Source organism: Kribbella voronezhensis (genome assembly GCF_004365175.1).
Lineage (GTDB): Bacteria > Actinomycetota > Actinomycetes > Propionibacteriales > Kribbellaceae > Kribbella > Kribbella voronezhensis.
The window spans coordinates 5,655,975-5,671,499 of sequence record NZ_SOCE01000001.1; the positions used below are offsets into that span (position 1 = coordinate 5,655,975).

At 66.8% G+C, this 15,525-nt stretch carries 11 protein-coding genes; 4 read left to right on the top strand and 7 right to left on the bottom strand.

Annotation, left to right across the window (positions count from 1 at the left end; translation table 11 throughout):
• Positions 1-18 precede the first annotated feature (18 nt).
• The 6 genes from EV138_RS26445 to EV138_RS26470 all read right to left on the bottom strand — a co-directional run bounded on the left by EV138_RS26445 (position 19) and on the right by EV138_RS26470 (position 7,099).
• The gene (locus EV138_RS26445) at positions 19-1,032 is read right to left on the bottom strand and encodes an ABC transporter ATP-binding protein (RefSeq protein ID WP_133981441.1); all 1,014 of its coding nucleotides are present in this window, start codon (positions 1,030-1,032) and stop codon (positions 19-21) included.
• Positions 1,032-2,078: an ABC transporter permease gene (locus EV138_RS26450; protein ID WP_112243823.1), complete on the bottom strand. Its 1,047-nt coding sequence runs from the start codon at positions 2,076-2,078 to the stop codon at positions 1,032-1,034. Before EV138_RS26450 ends, EV138_RS26445 begins: the two co-directional genes overlap by 1 nt.
• A gap of 3 nt (positions 2,079-2,081) precedes the next feature.
• Positions 2,082-3,062 carry an ABC transporter permease gene (locus EV138_RS26455; RefSeq protein ID WP_133981442.1) on the bottom strand — a complete coding sequence of 327 codons (981 nt, stop codon included), beginning with the start codon at positions 3,060-3,062 and terminating at the stop codon, positions 2,082-2,084.
• Positions 3,059-4,126 (bottom strand): ABC transporter ATP-binding protein, encoded by a 1,068-nt coding sequence (locus EV138_RS26460; RefSeq protein WP_133981443.1) that lies wholly within the window; start codon positions 4,124-4,126, stop codon positions 3,059-3,061. Before EV138_RS26460 ends, EV138_RS26455 begins: the two co-directional genes overlap by 4 nt.
• Positions 4,127-4,206: 80 nt before the next feature.
• A complete protein-coding gene (locus EV138_RS26465) occupies positions 4,207-5,886 on the bottom strand; it encodes an ABC transporter substrate-binding protein (RefSeq protein WP_133981444.1) in 1,680 nt (559 codons plus the stop codon).
• Between the two features lie 196 nt (positions 5,887-6,082).
• On the bottom strand, positions 6,083-7,099 hold the full coding sequence (locus EV138_RS26470) for a LacI family DNA-binding transcriptional regulator (RefSeq protein ID WP_133981445.1): 1,017 nt from the start codon (positions 7,097-7,099) through the stop codon (positions 6,083-6,085).
• 362 nt (positions 7,100-7,461) lie between these two features.
• Between EV138_RS26470 and EV138_RS26475 the strand changes: the two genes are divergently transcribed.
• Together EV138_RS26475 and EV138_RS26480 are read left to right on the top strand one after the other, a co-directional pair.
• Complete coding sequence (locus EV138_RS26475; RefSeq protein ID WP_238158364.1) at positions 7,462-8,661, top strand: ROK family protein; 1,200 nt, start codon at positions 7,462-7,464, stop codon at positions 8,659-8,661.
• Between the two features lie 404 nt (positions 8,662-9,065).
• Entirely contained in the window at positions 9,066-10,409 is a 1,344-nt protein-coding gene (locus EV138_RS26480; RefSeq protein WP_133981447.1) for a GH1 family beta-glucosidase, read from the top strand.
• A gap of 262 nt (positions 10,410-10,671) precedes the next feature.
• Here the strand turns inward: EV138_RS26480 and EV138_RS26485 are convergent, their stop codons facing one another.
• Positions 10,672-11,940, bottom strand: coding sequence for a family 16 glycosylhydrolase (locus tag EV138_RS26485; RefSeq protein ID WP_133981448.1), 1,269 nt, complete (start codon positions 11,938-11,940; stop codon positions 10,672-10,674).
• A gap of 290 nt (positions 11,941-12,230) precedes the next feature.
• Between EV138_RS26485 and EV138_RS26490 the strand changes: the two genes are divergently transcribed.
• Both EV138_RS26490 and EV138_RS26495 read left to right on the top strand, forming a co-directional pair.
• The gene (locus EV138_RS26490; protein ID WP_133981449.1) at positions 12,231-14,135 is read left to right on the top strand and encodes a ricin-type beta-trefoil lectin domain protein; all 1,905 of its coding nucleotides are present in this window, start codon (positions 12,231-12,233) and stop codon (positions 14,133-14,135) included.
• Positions 14,135-15,517: a chitinase gene (locus tag EV138_RS26495; protein ID WP_133981450.1), complete on the top strand. Its 1,383-nt coding sequence runs from the start codon at positions 14,135-14,137 to the stop codon at positions 15,515-15,517. Before EV138_RS26490 ends, EV138_RS26495 begins: the two co-directional genes overlap by 1 nt.
• The last annotated feature ends 8 nt before the right edge of the window (positions 15,518-15,525 follow it).

Consider the following 15,525-nt stretch of genomic DNA (forward strand, 5'->3'; position numbering starts at 1 on the left):
GGTCGTTGTGAGGTGGGGTCAGCCGACCGGTACTCGGCCGGGCAGCCAGCAGGCCACCTGGCGGTTCGGGTCGTTCCTGGCCTCGGGTACGCCGAGCACGGGGATCTCCGTCGAGCACCGGTCGAACGCGTGCGGGCAGCGGGGATGGAACGCGCAGCCGGACGGCATCCCGCGCAGGTCGGGCGGCGAGCCGGGGATACCGGCCAGCTCCTTGCGCGGCCCGCGCAGCGCCGGGAAGGACTTCAGCAGACCCTCGCTGTACGGATGCAGGGAGTCCTTGTACAGGTCGGCCGACTTCGCCTCCTCGACGATCCGGCCGCCGTACATGATGGCGATCCGGTCGGAGAACTCGACCAGGAGCGACAGGTCGTGGGTGATGAACAGGACCGAGAAGTCCAGTCGCTCCCGCAGTTCGACCAACTGGGCAAGGATCTGCCGCTGCATCACCACGTCGAGGGCGGTGGTCGGCTCGTCCATGATGACGACCTGCGGTTCGAGTACCAGCGCCATCCCGATCATCACCCGCTGCCGCATGCCGCCGGACAGTTGGTGTGGGTAGGCATCCATCCGGTCCGCCGAGATACCGACCAGCTTGAGCATCTCGTGGGCACGAGCCAGCCGTGCCTCGGCACTGAGCTGCGGCTCGTGCGCCTTGATCACGTCGAGCATCTGGGTGGACACCTTGTGCACCGGGTTGAGCGAGTTCATCGCGCCCTGGAACACGATCGACGTCTCGGCCCAGCGGAACTTGCGCAACTCGGAGTTCGAGAGCGCCATCACGTCGTACGGGTCCTCGCCGGGCGGGTGGTAGATCACCGAGCCACCGCTGATCACGCCCGGCGGCGGCAGCAACCGCGTGATGCCGTAGGCAAGCGTCGACTTGCCGCTGCCGCTCTCGCCGGCCAGGCCGAGCACCTCACCGCGGTGCAGAGTCAGCGTGACGTCACGGACCGCCTGGACGGACTGATCGCCCAGTCCGTAGTCGACGTTGAAGTCCTTGATCTCGAGCACTGGAGACTTGAGGCCCGTCATCACGCGGCACCCTTCGCTTTGTCGGCGGTCTTGCGCAGGACCGGGGTGACCGGTTCCTTCGCGCTGCTGGTGGACAGGACCGGCGTGAACCCGACCCGCATCCGGACCGTGTGGCCGTCGGTGGTCTTCACCTTGGTGTGACCGGCGCTGCGCAACCGCGGGCTGACGAACTCGTCGATCCCGAAGTTGATCAACGACAACGCGGTGCCCAGTACGGCGATCGCCAGGCCGGCCGGGACGAACCACCACCAGGCGCCCTGGGCGAGAGCCTGCTGACTCTGGGCCCAGAACAAGATCGTGCCCCAGTTCCATTCGGAGATGGTCGAGATGCCGATGAAGGCCAGGGTGATCTCGGACATGACGGCGAAGATCACGGTGCCGACGAAACCGGAGGCGATGATCGCGGTCAGGTTCGGGAGGATCTCGACGGTGATGATCCGCCAGGTGCTCTCGCCGGTCGCACGGGCTGCCTCGACGTAGTCGCGCCTGCGCAACGAGAGGGTCTGCGCCCGGAGTACGCGGGCTCCCCAGGCCCAGGACGTCAACCCGATGACCAGGGCAACCATCAGGTCGCCGGCGCTCGGGATGGTGGAGGCCACGATGATGATCAGCGGCAGCGCCGGGATCACCAGGAAGACGTTCGACAACGCGGACAGGCCCTCGTCCGCGGCACCACCGAGGAAGCCCGAGCTGACGCCGATCAGGACCGACAGCGCGGTGGCGATGATGCCGGCCAGCAGCCCGACGAACATCACCCCGCGGGTGCCGACCAGGACCTGGCTGAAGATGTCCTGGCCGAGGTGCGTCGTACCGAACCAGTGTTTGCCCGACGGCGCCTGGATCAGGTCGCTGCTGCGGGCCGACGGGTCGAACGGGGCGATCCAGGGGCCGATGATCGCGATCAGGCAGAAGAAGGCGAGGACGACGAGACCCGTGGCGGCCTTGGGGTTCGCGACGAAGCGCAACCGCTGGCGCTTGGCCGGGGCGGCTGCCTCGACCGGGCCCTCGGGGGTGACCGCGGTGACGGTGCTGGCTGGTGCGGACATAGGTCAGCCCTCCTTGCGGGTGCGGGGATCGAGCAGCAGGTAGGCGACGTCCGCCACCAGGTTGGCGATCAGCACCGACATCGTGATGACCAGGAACACGCCCTGCATCAACGGATAGTCCTTGGCGCCGACGGCCTGGAAGAGGTTGTAGCCGATGCCGGGGTAGGAGAAGACGATCTCCACCAGCAGCGTGCCGCCGACGATGAAGCCCAGCGAGAGCGCGAAGCCGGAGACGTTCGGCAGCAGCGCGTTGCGGGCGGCGTAGCTGACCATCACCCGTCGCTCGGGCAGGCCCTTGGCGTGCGCGACGGTGATGTAGTCCTCCGACGCGACCGTGACCATCATGTTCCGCATGCTGAGGATCCAGCCGCTGACCGACGAGATCAGGATGGTGATCGCCGGCAACAGGCTGTGCTGGATCGCGCTGCCGATGAACTCGCCGTTCCAGGACGGCACCAGCCCGGGCTCGTAGCCGCCGGACGAGGGGAAGAAGCTGTCCGTGCCGGCCAGGAACGTGATCGCCAGCAGACCGAGCCAGAAGTACGGGATGGACGACAGGAACGTTGTCACTGGCAACAATCCGTCGAGCCAGGAGCCGCGTCGCCAGCCGGCCAGTACGCCGAGCGCCGTACCGATCATGAAGCTGGCGAAGGTGGTGATGCCGACCAGGGCGATGGTCCACGGCAGGCTCTGCTTGAGGATGTCGGAGACGGGGGTGGGGAAGAAGGTGAACGACAGTCCGAGGTTCCCGTGGAAGATCTGGCCCCAGTAGTCGACGTACTGGCTCCACATGCTCGCGTTCTTGTCCAGGCCGAACAGCACGTACAGCGACTGGATCGCCTCGGTGCTCATCTGGCCCTGGAACTTGTTGATCAGCGAGGTGACCGGGTCACCGGGGATCAGGCGCGGGATGAAGAAGTTGATGGTGATCGCGGCCCAGGCCGTGAACAGGTAGAACGCGATCCGCTGCAGCAGGAACTTCACTTCGCGGCTCCTTCCTCGTAGAGCCAGCACGCGGCCCAGTGCTCGCCTTCACCGGAGATGACCGGCAGTTCGAACCGGGGCGGCAGTTCGGTCGAGCACTTCGGCATCGCGTGGATGCAGCGCGGGTGGAACCGGCAACCGGTCGGCGGCGCGATCAGGCTCGGCGGCTCACCGCCCGCCTCGTCTTCCGGCGCGTCCTTCGGATCGCCGACGCGGTCGAGGCGGTCCGGGTCGGGCGCGCTCTCGATCAGCAGCCGGGTGTACGGGTGCGCGGGTTGCTGGGTGACCGTTTCGGAATCGCCGCCCTCGACCAGGCGACCGGCGTACATCACCATCGTCTCGTCCGCGAAGTAGCGCGCCGATGCGATGTCGTGGGTGATGTAGAGAATGGCTAAGTTCAAGCGTTCTTTCAAGTCTCGCAACAAGTTCAGTACGCCGAGGCGGATCGACACGTCGAGCATCGACACCGGCTCGTCGGCCAGCAGGACCTCGGGGTCGGCGCCGAGTGCGCGCGCGATCGAGACCCGCTGGCGCTGACCACCGGACAGTTCGTGCGGGAACTTGTCCAGGTAGCGCTCGGGCGGGGTGAGCTGGACCCTGAGCAGCAGTTGCCTGAGGTTGTCCTCGAGCTCGGCGGAGGTCTTGCCGTCCCGGCCGTGGATCTTCAGCGCGCGGGTCAGGTGATAGCGCACGGTGTGGACCGGGTTCAGCGAGGCGAACGGGTCCTGGAAGATCATCTGCACCTGGCGGCAGTACGCGCGGAACTTGCGGCCGCCGTGCACGGTGATCGTCTCGCCGTGCAGCCGGATGTCGCCCGACGTGCGCGGATACAGCTGGGCCAGCAGACGGGCCACCGTGGACTTGCCCGAGCCGGATTCGCCGACGAGGGCGGTGACCCGGCCCCGGCGAAGCGTCAGCCTCAGGTCGTCCACCGCGTGCACCGCTTTGCGCTCCCGGGTGAAGAGACTGCGCAGCCCCCGGCGTACGGGGAAGTGTTTGGTGAGGCCCTCGGCCTCGAGGACCACCTCGTGGGTGGTCGCCGGTTCTGTGTCGGTCGCCGTCATGACTTTGTCGAACTCCTAGCTTGATCGCGGCACCGCGGCCGGGACCCCCAGGTGGTGGGATCCCGGCCGCGACGTCTTCCTTAGGCGCCTGCGGGCTTCAGGTTCAGGACGATCTGGAGTGCGTTCTGCTGCGTCGGCTGGGCCGGCGCGTACTGGTTCGACTCGTCCGGCCAGCCGACCCAGTGCTTGGTGCTGTACAGACCACCGACGTTGGACGCCGAGGTCGGGATCACCGGCATCTGCTCGACCATGATCTTCTGCAGCGTGTTCAGCGCCGCCGTACGGGCCGACTCGTCCTTGGCGTTGGCGTACTCGTCCAGCGCCTTGGTGGCCTCCGGCGAGTTGAACCGGCCGTAGTTGCCGCTCACGCCGCCCTTGCCGACGGGCTTGAGGATCTTGCCGTCCATGATGTTCTGGTAGATGTCGAACGGCGTCGCGCCGCCGTTGGTCCAGTGCATCGCGGCGTCGAAGTTGCCCTCGTCGATCGCCTTGAACCAGGAGTCCTGGTTCGCCTTGTCGACCGTCGCCTTGATCCCGATCTGGGACAGGTTGTCCTTGATGATCTCGAGGTCGGTGATGTAGTCCGACCAGCCGGCCGGGTCGGTCAGCTTCATCGTGACCGGCTTGCCGGTCGGGTCCTTCAGGGTGTCGCCCTCGAGCTTGAAGCCGGCCGAAGCGAGTTCGGCCTTGGCGCCGTCGACGTCGACCGCGTGCTTCTTGTCCTTGAAATCCGGTGCGATGAACGACTCACCGGCCGGGGTCGGGATGCCCGTGACGGATTCGATCTTCGGGTAGAAGTAACCGGCCTCACCCTGGTTGAAGATGTCGTCGCGGTTGATGACCTTGTCCATCGCGCGGCGCAGGGCCGGGTTGTCGAAGGGCTTGCGAGTGGTGTTGATCCACAGACCGTGGATGCCCAGGTTCGCCGGGAACCAGAGCTTGTGGTGATCCGGGTCCTTGTCGACGTACACGGCCTTGTAGTTCGGGACGAAGACGAAGCTCCACTCCGACGAACCGTTCGACAGCGCCGTGGTCTGCGCGTTGTTGTCGTTGTACGACGTGTAGCGCAGCTCCTTGATCTTCGGCAGGTCCTGCCAGTACGAGTCGCGGACCTCCAGCGTCGTGGTCTGCGGCGTGAACGACTTCAGCTTGTACGGGCCGGTGCCGATCGGGTTCTTGACGACGTCCTTGGTCGGGTCCGCGAAGGTGGACCACTGCTTCTTCGGGACGACGAAGACGGTCAGAACCTTGTTCTGGTTGGTGAACTGCGACTTGGTGAAGGTCAGGTCGACCTTGTTGCCGGAGGCCGTGATGGTCCCGTAGGGGATCGCGTCGGTGTTCAGGCCCTCGTTGTCCTTGCGGAGCTGGAACGAGTACGCCACGTCGTCGGCCGTCATCGGTGAGCCGTCGGAGAACTTGACGCCGTCGCGGATGGTGAGTGAGAGCTTGGTGAAGTTGTCCGACCAGGTCCACTCGGTGGCCAGCCAGGGCTTACCCTTCTCGGCCGGCTTGATCCCGTTGATCATCACCAGCGGCTCGTAGATCATCCAGCGGTAGCCCAGCGAGGCTCCCGACGAGGATCCGAGGAACGGGTTGTGGTTCTCCGTCTGCGGGCCGTTCGGCATGCCCACGTTCAGGGCTGTGACGGCACTGCCGGAGCCGGCGGTGTCCTTCTTCGCATCCCCGTTACTGCAGGCAGCCAGTGTGACTGCCGCGAGCACGCCCGTGAGGGCTAGCGCGACTGAGCGTCGAGCTCGCATCGTTCCTCCTGTGGTTCGTCCAACTGTTGATTGGCGGTTGACGGTCGGATGACTGTCGGGTGGAGCCTGGGGGCCATCGCATCGTGCCGTGAAAGCGCTCTCATGGGAATATCGGCGGCGCTAACAGATCGGTATCGGTGTGTTCTTCACCGGCGGCGGGGCGGGGGCAGCCGCCCCGCCGCCGGAGCTGTGCGGACTACGTCCGGCGGGCGGTCACGGGGGCGGTGGAACTGCGGACGATCAGCGTCGTGGGCAGCACTTTGGGCTCGGCAGGCATCGGCTTGCCGTCGAAGTAGCCCATCAGCATCTGGGCCGCGGCCTGGCCCATCAGGCGCATCGGCTGATGCACCGTGGTCAGCGGCGGCTCGGTGTGCTGGGCATAGGGGATGTCGTCGAAACCGACCACCGACACGTCGTTCGGCACGTTCCGCCCGGTCTCCCGGACGGCCTGGATGGCGCCGCCGGCGGACAGGTCGTTGTGCGCGAAGATCGCGTCGAACTTCAGTCCGGCGTCGAGTGCCTGCTGGACGCCTTTGCGGCCGCAGTCATGGGTGAAGTCGCCTTCGTAGACGAGCTGTGGGTCGAGCTCGATCCCGGCCGCCGCATAGGTGTCGCGGAAACCGTCCAGGCGTTCCTGGGTACAGCCGAACCAGTCCACGCCGGTGATCACCAGCGGCCGGCGGCGGCCGAGTTCCAGCAGGTGCTGGGCGGCTGCCTCACCTCCGGCCCGGTTGGTGGTGGCGACGGAGGGGAAGAGGGGCTGCTTGGCCCGGTCGTCGATCAGGACGACGGGCAAGCCGCGGGAATGCAGTTGTTCGATGTAGGCGAGCGTGCCTTCCGGCTCGATCACCAGCAGGCCGTCGAAGGACTGGGCCGAGACCTGGGAGGCGAACTGCTGCATGGATTCCTCACCGCGGTTGCAGGTGAACAGCAGCAGGCCGTAGCCCGCGGACTCGACCACGTCGACGGCCCCTTGAAGCACCTCGCCCATCCAGGGCCAGGTCAGCGAAGGGACCAGCATGCCGACGATCCGGGTCCGGCCGCGGGCCAGGCCGACGGCCCTGGCGCTGGGTACGTAGCCGAGCTCGGCGATCACCTGGCGGACCCGCTCCGCGGTGCGCATGTCGAGTTCGCCTTTACCGTTCAGGACGCGCGAAACGGTGGTCTTGCTGACCCCGGCGCGGGCGGCCACATCGGCGATGGTGATCGACACTGTCAACTCCCCTCGGGGGCGGTTGGGGGTGTGTTTCCGAATCGTGTCGCTGGGATTCGGAACCGGTTTCGGAAGCGGTTCCGTAGAGTGAAGCCGAGTGAGTCAGCTCACGTCAATCACGACGCGATAACGAATCAAGGCTAAGTTCACGATTTGTAAGAAGTGCGCCGTGCGGGTCGGCACTCGTACTTCCCGGGCGGTCCTGCGGCATGATGGACTGGAGCGCGCGGGGATCGAACCGACGATCTGCCGCGCTGTGCCGGCAGGTCTTCCCGTCGGCGGTTGCATCGGGAGAGCTGACCGAGAGCTGACAAGGGGCGGGTCGACAAACCATGGACGGACGCCGGACCACTGTGCGCGACATGCGGCGGTCCAACCGCTCGGTCATCCTCACCAGCATCTATCGCGAAGGCCCGCTGAGTCGCTTCGAACTCGGTCACCGGACGTCGCTGAGTGCCGCGAGTGTGAGCAATCTGGTCGGCGAACTGCTGGAAGAAGGTGTCGTCGAAGAGGCCGGTTCGGTCGAGTCCGACGGTGGCCGGCCGCGGGTGCTGCTCCGGGTCGCTCCGCGATTCGGGTACGTGGTCGGCGCCGAAGTGGGTGAGACGCGGGTCCGGGTCGAGCTGTTCGACCTCGCGATGAACGTGCTCTCGACAATGGTCTATCCGATCGAGACGCCGAAGCCGGAGCCTGCGCTGGCCGTGAAGCTCGTGCTGGCCGGGCTGGCGGAGGTGCTCCGCGAGGCGCGGGTCGCGCCGGATCGGGTGCTCGGCCTGGGCGTCGCCGTGGCCGGGATCGTCGAGGGTCCGGGTGACGCCGTAGTACACGCTCAGACGCTTGGCTGGGATGCGGTTCCGTTCGGTGCCTTGCTTGCTGCCAAGACGGATATCCCGATCCAGGTGGACAACGGGGCCAACACGCTGGGGCAGGCCGAGATGTGGTTCGGGGCCGGGCGGGGTGCCACGGATGCCGTGGTGGCGCTGGTCGGATCCGGCATCGGCGCCGCGCTCGTCACGGGCGGCTCGAGTTACCGGGGTACTCGCAGCAGTGCCGGCGAGTGGGGCCACACGACGATCATGTACGGCGGTCGCCAGTGCCGATGTGGAGCACAGGGTTGCCTGGAGGCGTACGTCGGCGCCGAGGGAGTGCTCGAGCGTTTCCAGGCGGAGAACGGTGGTACCGCGGCGCCAGGTGCTGACGAGGAGGAGGCCTTCACCGCACTGCTCGACTCGGCCGGTACGTCGAAGGTCGCGGCGAAGGTCGTCGAGGACACCATCGGCTATCTGGGCGCGGGCTTCGCGAACTTGGTCAACCTCTTCAACCCGGAGCGCATCGTGCTCGGCGGCTGGGCGGGTCTGCTCCTGGGTGAGCGCTATCTCCCGCAACTGCGCGAGGCGGTCGGCAAGCACGCCCTCCGCCAGCCCTACGCCCAAGTCTCGATCGAACTCTGCTCCCTGGGCCGCGACGCCGTCGCCCTAGGAGCCGCCACCCTCCCCATCCTCCGCCTCCTGCGCGAAGGCGGCGTTCCCCCCACCCGAACCCTCGCCGCCCGAACCCACTAGCTCCACCCCGTCACCACCACCTCCACCTCCACACATCCGCCGCGCTCACCGGGCCCTCACGCTGCCCACCGCGTCCTCCGCACCCGCATACCGCCGCGTGCTCGGCGCCCGCATGTCGTCGAGTGCTCGGCACCCACATGCCGTCGCGTGTCGGCACCCACATACCGTCGAGTGCTCGGCACCCACATACCGTCGAGTGCTCGGCACCCGCATGCCGTCGCGTGGCTCCGCACCCGCACGCTGCCGCGCCTGGCGGGCGCCGTCTCTCGTGCTCTTGCAATCCTCACCGCGCTCGCCTGGTTGGTGTGGTTCCGGAACCTGGTCGGGTGGGATGTCGGTACTGCGGTTCAGAACTTCAACTATGCTTTGAAAAAACCCGCCTACTCACCCCTTGGGGGTCACCGATGGTCGAGCTCTCCCCGCTCCGGCAGGACTTCGTCTGGGGTACTGCCACCTCGGCGTACCAGATCGAAGGTGCGATCGACGCGGACGGCCGGCTGCCGTCGATCTGGGACACCTTCTGCCGGGTTCCCGGTGCGATCGACAACGGCGACACCGGGGACGTCGCGTGCGACTCCTACCATCGCTGGCGGGACGACATCGACCTGCTGAAGCAGCTCGGCGTGGACGCGTACCGGTTCTCGATCGCCTGGCCGCGGGTGATCCCGGCCGGCTCCGGCGCGGTGAACGCGGCCGGCCTGGACTACTACGACCGGCTCGTCGACGGATTGCTTGCCGAGGGCATCAAACCGTTCGTCACCTTGTACCACTGGGATCTGCCGCAGGCGTTGCAGGACCTGGGTGGCTGGGAGAACCGCGACACGGCGTACCGGTTCTCGGAGTACGCGGCCGTCGTGGGCGCCAAGCTGGGCGACCGGGTGCGGGACTGGGCGACCTTGAACGAGCCGCTGTGCTCGGCCTGGATCGGGCACTGGGAAGGCCGGATGGCGCCGGGGATCACCGATCCGGCGATCGCCGTACGAGCGTCGTACAACTTGCTGCTGGCGCACGGGCTCGGCGTCGCGGCGCTGCGCGAGTCGTCGCCGGAACCGGCCTCGATCGGGCTGGTCGTCAACCTCAGCGGGATCGAGCCGGCCAGCGACAGCGCCGCCGACATCCGCGCGGCCCAGATCGCCGACGGGCACATCAACCGGTGGTGGCTCGACCCTGTGTTCGGTCGAGGTTTCCCGGCGGACATGGTTCAGACGTACGGCGTGGAGTTGCCCGAGCAGCCGGGGGATGCCGAGATCATCGCGGCACCGACCGATTTCGTCGGGCTGAACTACTACTTCCGCCAGATCGTCAAGGCGGACGAATCCGTTCCCCTGCTGGGATTCAGCCAGGTGCCGGGGCCGAACGCCGAGCACACGATGCTCGACTGGGAGGTGCACCCGGCCGGGCTGGAGGAGCTGATCCTGCGGCTGGCCAAGGAGTACGGCGCGGAGAAGATCTACATCACCGAGAACGGTTCGGCCTGGGTCGACGAGCCGGATGCGTCATTCGCGGTGGACGACCCGCAGCGAACCGCCTACCTGGAAGGGCACCTAGCGGCTTGTGTGCGGGCCGTCCAGCAAGGTGCTCCGTTGGCCGGGTACTTCGCCTGGTCGCTGATGGACAACTTCGAATGGGCCTACGGCTACGCGCCGAGGTTCGGCCTGTCGTACGTCGACTACCCGACCGGCACCCGAGTAATGAAGACCAGCGGCAAAACCTACGCCAACCTGATCAAGTCCCACCGAGCCCTCTGAGAGCCCCACAGGCCCCGCTTCCCCTTCTGTGCAAGGGGAAGCGGGGGAGTGTAGGCCGACTCTGCCGACTGGTGGGCGGGCTGCTCCTCAACGATCGCCCTGGACGCAGGCGACCGCCCAGCCTTCCTTCAGACGATGGAAAGAGCCGGGGACGGCCCGGCTCGACCGATGGTGGGCGGAGCGGTCCGCTACGGTCGTTCTGCGCACGGCGCCGCCCGCTTCTCCTTCTGTGGAAGGGAAGCGGGCGGTTTTGGGGTGTGGGTCAGATGGTCCACTTCTGGGCAGCGGTGCCGTTGCAGGTCCAGATTTGGAGGCGGTTGCCGTTGGTGGCGTTGGCGGAGGGGATGTCGACGCACTTGTTGGCCTGTGGGTTCACCAGGTCGTGTGCGGATGAGTAGGTGAATTGCTGAGCGGGGTTGCCGCTGCAGGTGGCTATCTGGAGCTTGGTGCCGTCGGCGGTTCCGCCGCCGGCGACGTCCAGGCACTTGCCGAGGGCCCGGATCGTGCCGTCACCCGGACGGGTCCACTGCTGTGCGGCGGTGCCGTTGCAGTCGTAGAGCTGGACCGCAGTGCCGTCGGCCGGGTTCGCGCCGGCCACGTCCATGCACTTGCCGAGGGCCGAGATCTGGCCGCCGCCGCTACCGCCGCCGCTCAGGCTCGAGACACGGACGTAGTCGACGGTCATGGTCTGGGGCATCACCGTGCTGCCGTCCGGGTCGCCCGGCCAGCCGCCGCCGACAGCCACGTTCATGATCATGAAGAACGGGTGGTTGTAGACCCAGGTCTTGCCGCCGAGGTCGGCCGGCGTGCGCTGCTGGTACTGGATGCCGTCGACGTACCAGATGATCGAGTTCGGCGACCAGTCGATGGTGAAGGTGTGGAAGCCGTCGGCGAACTTCTGGCCGTTGGGCAGGCTGTACGGTGCGCCGATACCGCCGGCGCCGGAGTAGCCCGGTCCGTGGATGGTGCCGTGCACGGTGCTCGGCTCCTTGCCGATGTTCTCCATGATGTCGATCTCGCCCTGGTTCGGCCAGCCGGCACCACCGTCGCCGAGCATCCAGAAGGCCGGCCAGAGACCTTGTCCGCGCGGCAGCTTCATCCGCGCCTCGAAGCGACCGTACTGCTGGGTGAAGGTGGCGGCGGTGAGCAGCCGGGCCGAGGTGTACTCACACGTGCCGTACCAGCAGCTGTGGCCACCGGACTCGCGGCGGGCGGTGATCACCAGGTTCCCGCTGCCGTCGAGAGCGGAGTTGCTGGTGCTGTTGGTGTAGTACTCGCGCTCGTTGTTACCCCAGCCGGAGCCACCGATGTCGTACCGCCACTTGCTGGCGTTAGGTGCCTGGCCGGCCGGGCCGTCGAAGGTGTCCTCCCAGATCGTCGGGCCGACGGCGGCTGCTGACATCGGCGCCGCCGCTGCCCCGGCCGCCGTGGTACCTGCGGTGGCGGGGGCTTGCAGGAAGGCGGTGCCGAGCAGGGCCGCACCGGCGGCGACCATCAGGGTGGAACGGAACCGGGGACGCTGAAATCTCATGCGTGCCTCATTTCTCGCGCGGCCGGATCATGCTCCTGGTCCAGCCGTTGGGGGCGGGGGGCGGACTGTTGCGAGACAGGGAATCGCTGGGAGGCAGCCTGCTGTGAGAACGCTCCCACGTCAAGACCACATATAAATATAAGTCGTGAAAAAAGTGGTACCACGCCGTTGACACCGACATGTACCGATGGTTACCTCGTGCTGACCACCTGTTGCGGCGCGGGCAGACGCCGGTACCCGGGGGTCCCATCCGCCCTGTGAAAGCCCTTGAGCAAAAGGGAGATTCCGCCATGCGCCCCCACGGGATCCAACGACGCGGCCGTCGCCGCAGACGCGTACTTCCTGCCCTCGCCGGCCTCGCGGCCCTGTGCCTGGCCGCCACCGGCCTGAGCGTCACCAATCCACAGCCCGCGCACGCCGCCGGCGAGCAGGTGAACATCTGGCTGACCACCACGAACGACTCGGCCGGCCAGAACGTCACCCGCGGCCTGCAACAGCAGGCCCCGGTCACCTTCGGCCCGGCCGGCGGCACCGCCAACCAGACGATCACGGTCAACGAGAACACGACGTACCAGTCGTTCGAGGGTGGCGGCGCGTCGTTCGCCGACAGTTCGGCGTGGCTGCTGAACAGCAGCAACACGATCTCGGCCGCGACCCGCGACCAGGTGATGAAGGACCTGTTCGACCCCGTGAACGGGATCGGTCTGGCCTTCATCCGGAACCCGATGGGTGCCTCGGACCTGGCCCGGTTCAACTACTCCTTCGACGACACCTGCTGCGACCTGAACGACTTCAGCATCAACCACGACCTGGCCGACGTGGTCCCGCTGACCAAGCAGGCCAGGCAACTCAACCCCGCGGTCAAGGTGATGGGCTCGCCGTGGAGCGCTCCGGCCTGGATGAAGGACAACAACGACTTCGTCCACCGCGGCTGGCTGAAGGCGGAGTACTACCCGATGTACGCGCAGTACTTCGTGAAGTACCTGCAGCAGAACGAGGCCCAGGGCAACCACATCGACTACGTCTCGGTGCAGAACGAGCCGACGTGCTGCGGCAGCGACAGCACCGGCTACGCGTCGATGAACTGGAACGGCGCCGGCCTGCTGAACTTCACCAAGAACCACCTGTTCCCGGCCCTGCACGCCGCCGGACTCAGCACCAAGGTGCTGATCCTCGACTACAACTGGGGCAACTACAACGACCTCGGTTCGGTCCCGATCGCCGACGCCGGACTGCGCGCCGACCCGAACTTCGGCGGGATCGCCTGGCACGGGTACGGCGGTGACGTGAACCTGCAGACCCAGGTCCACAACCAGTACCCCGGCGTCAATGCCTACATGACCGAGCACTCGGGCGGCACCTGGATCCCGAACCAACAGGTCGAGGACATGAACAACCTCATCGACTACACCCGCAACTACGACAAGTCGTGGGTGAAGTGGGGCATCGCCCTGGACGAGGCCCACCTGCCGTACGTCGGCTCCGGCTGCAACGTGTGCACCGGGCTCGTCACCGTGCACCGCAACGACGGCCAGCGCGGCCAGGTCACCAAGACCGTCGAGTACTACACGATGGGCCACCTGACCAAGTTCGTGAAGCCGGGGGCGCTGCGGATCGACTCGACCGCCAACGCCTCGGTCAAGAACGTCGCCTGGAAGAACCCTGACGGCTCCAAGTCGCTGATCGCCTTCAACACCACCGGCGGCAGCCAGTCGGTGCGAGTGAACTGGGGCAGCCAGTCCTTCGTCTACACGCTTCCCACCAAGACCTCGGCGACCTTCACCTGGTCCGGGACTCAGAGCGGTGGCGGCGGTGGCACCACCGGCCAGATCACCGGCCTGGCCGGCAAATGTATCGACGTGGCCGGTGCCAACTCGGCCGACGGTACTGCGGTTCAGCTCTACGACTGCAACGGGACTGCCGCACAGCAGTGGAGCCGTCCGGGCGACGGCACGATCCGTGCCCTCGGCAAGTGTCTCGACGTCGCGGCCGGCTCGACCGCCGACGGCGCGGTGACGCAGCTCTACACCTGCAATGGCAGCGGTGCCCAGCAATGGACCTATACGAGTGGGAAAGATCTAGTGAATCCACAAGCGAACAAGTGTCTCGATGTCACCGGCAACAATTCCGCGAACGGCACCCGGCTGCAGATCTGGACCTGCACCGGCGCCGCGAACCAGAAGTGGAACGCCTGATGCGCCGGCTGCTGGCCGCGGGAGCGGTCATCGCCGTCGGCGCGGGAATGCTGATCTCCTCGGCACCGGCTCAAGCCGCCGAGGCGAGTGGAATCATAACCGGGCTGGCCGGCAAGTGTCTTGACGTCGCCGGTGCGAACTCGGCTGACGGTACGACCGTGCAGCTCTACGACTGCAACGGCACCGCCGCGCAGAACTGGACGCGGAGCAGCGACGGCACGATCAAGGCGCTCGGCAAATGCCTCGACGTGAGTGCCGGCTCTGTCGCCAACGGCGCGAAGGTTCAGCTGTGGACCTGCAACGGCAGTGGCGCACAGCAGTGGAACTACACCTCCGCAAAGGATCTGGTGAACCCGCAGGCGAACAAGTGCCTCGATGTCACCGGCAACAACTCCGCCAACGCCACACCGGTACAGCTGTGGACCTGCGGTGGGACCGCCAACCAGAAGTGGAACGCGCCGGCTCTGCCGGACGGACCGCCGCCGACCGGCGGCGCGGGAATGGGAGCGGCTCCCTACCTGTACCAGGGGTGGGGCAGCCCGCCCAGCCCGGCGACGGTGATGAACGCGACCGGCGTCAAGTGGTTCACGATGGCGTTCATCCTCTCCAACGGGTACTGCAACCCGATGTGGGACGGCAACCGGGCACTCACCGGTGGCGTCGATCAGGCAGCGCTCACCACGATCCGGGCGAACGGCGGTGACGCGGTCGTCTCCTTCGGCGGCTGGTCCGGCGCCAAACTCGGTGAGCACTGCAACAGCGCCGGCGAGCTCGCGGCGGCGTACCAGAAGGTGATCAACGCGCTGTCGCTGAAGGCGATCGACATCGACATCGAGGACACCGAGTTCAGCAACGCGACCGTTCGGCAGCGCGTGATCGATGCGCTGAAGATCGTCGAGAACAACAACCCGGGGATCACCACCTATGTCACTTTCGGAACCACCACCAGTGGTCCGGACGGGACTGGCCAGGATCTGATCCGGCGCGGTGCGGCGTCCGGGCTGGCGCTGGACGGCTGGGTGATCATGCCGTTCGACTTCGGCGGCGGTTCGACGAACATGGGGTCGCTGACGATCCAGGCGGCGAACGGGTTGAAGAACCAGGTCAAGAGTGCGTACGGCTACACCGACGACCAAGCATTCCGGCACATCGGGATCTCCTCGATGAACGGGATCACCGATGTGGCCGGCGAGCGGGTCAACCTGTCGGACTTCCAGCAGATGCTGACCTACGCCAACACCAACCACCTGGCCAGGTTCACCTTCTGGTCGGTGAACCGGGACCGCCCCTGCGGTTCCAGCGGTGGCGGCGACGACACCTGCAGCCAGATCCCGCAGCAGAACTGGGACTTCACCAAGGTCATCGCCCAGTTCCGCCCATGAGCTGAGCT

Bases quoted from the DNA above. Each gene is read 5' to 3' on its own strand.
- EV138_RS26445 (WP_133981441.1), bottom strand. From the start codon at position 1,032: ATGACGGGCCTCAAGTCTCCAGTGCTCGAGATCAAGGACTTCAACGTC.
- EV138_RS26450 (WP_112243823.1), bottom strand. From the start codon at position 2,078: ATGTCCGCACCAGCCAGCACCGTCACCGCGGTCACCCCCGAGGGCCCG.
- EV138_RS26460 (WP_133981443.1), bottom strand. From the start codon at position 4,126: ATGACGGCGACCGACACAGAACCGGCGACCACCCACGAGGTGGTCCTC.
- EV138_RS26465 (WP_133981444.1), bottom strand. From the start codon at position 5,886: ATGCGAGCTCGACGCTCAGTCGCGCTAGCCCTCACGGGCGTGCTCGCG.
- EV138_RS26475 (WP_238158364.1), top strand. From the start codon at position 7,462: ATGCGGCGGTCCAACCGCTCGGTCATCCTCACCAGCATCTATCGCGAA.
- EV138_RS26480 (WP_133981447.1), top strand. From the start codon at position 9,066: ATGGTCGAGCTCTCCCCGCTCCGGCAGGACTTCGTCTGGGGTACTGCC.
- EV138_RS26485 (WP_133981448.1), bottom strand. From the start codon at position 11,940: ATGAGATTTCAGCGTCCCCGGTTCCGTTCCACCCTGATGGTCGCCGCC.
- EV138_RS26490 (WP_133981449.1), top strand. From the start codon at position 12,231: ATGCGCCCCCACGGGATCCAACGACGCGGCCGTCGCCGCAGACGCGTA.
- EV138_RS26495 (WP_133981450.1), top strand. From the start codon at position 14,135: ATGCGCCGGCTGCTGGCCGCGGGAGCGGTCATCGCCGTCGGCGCGGGA.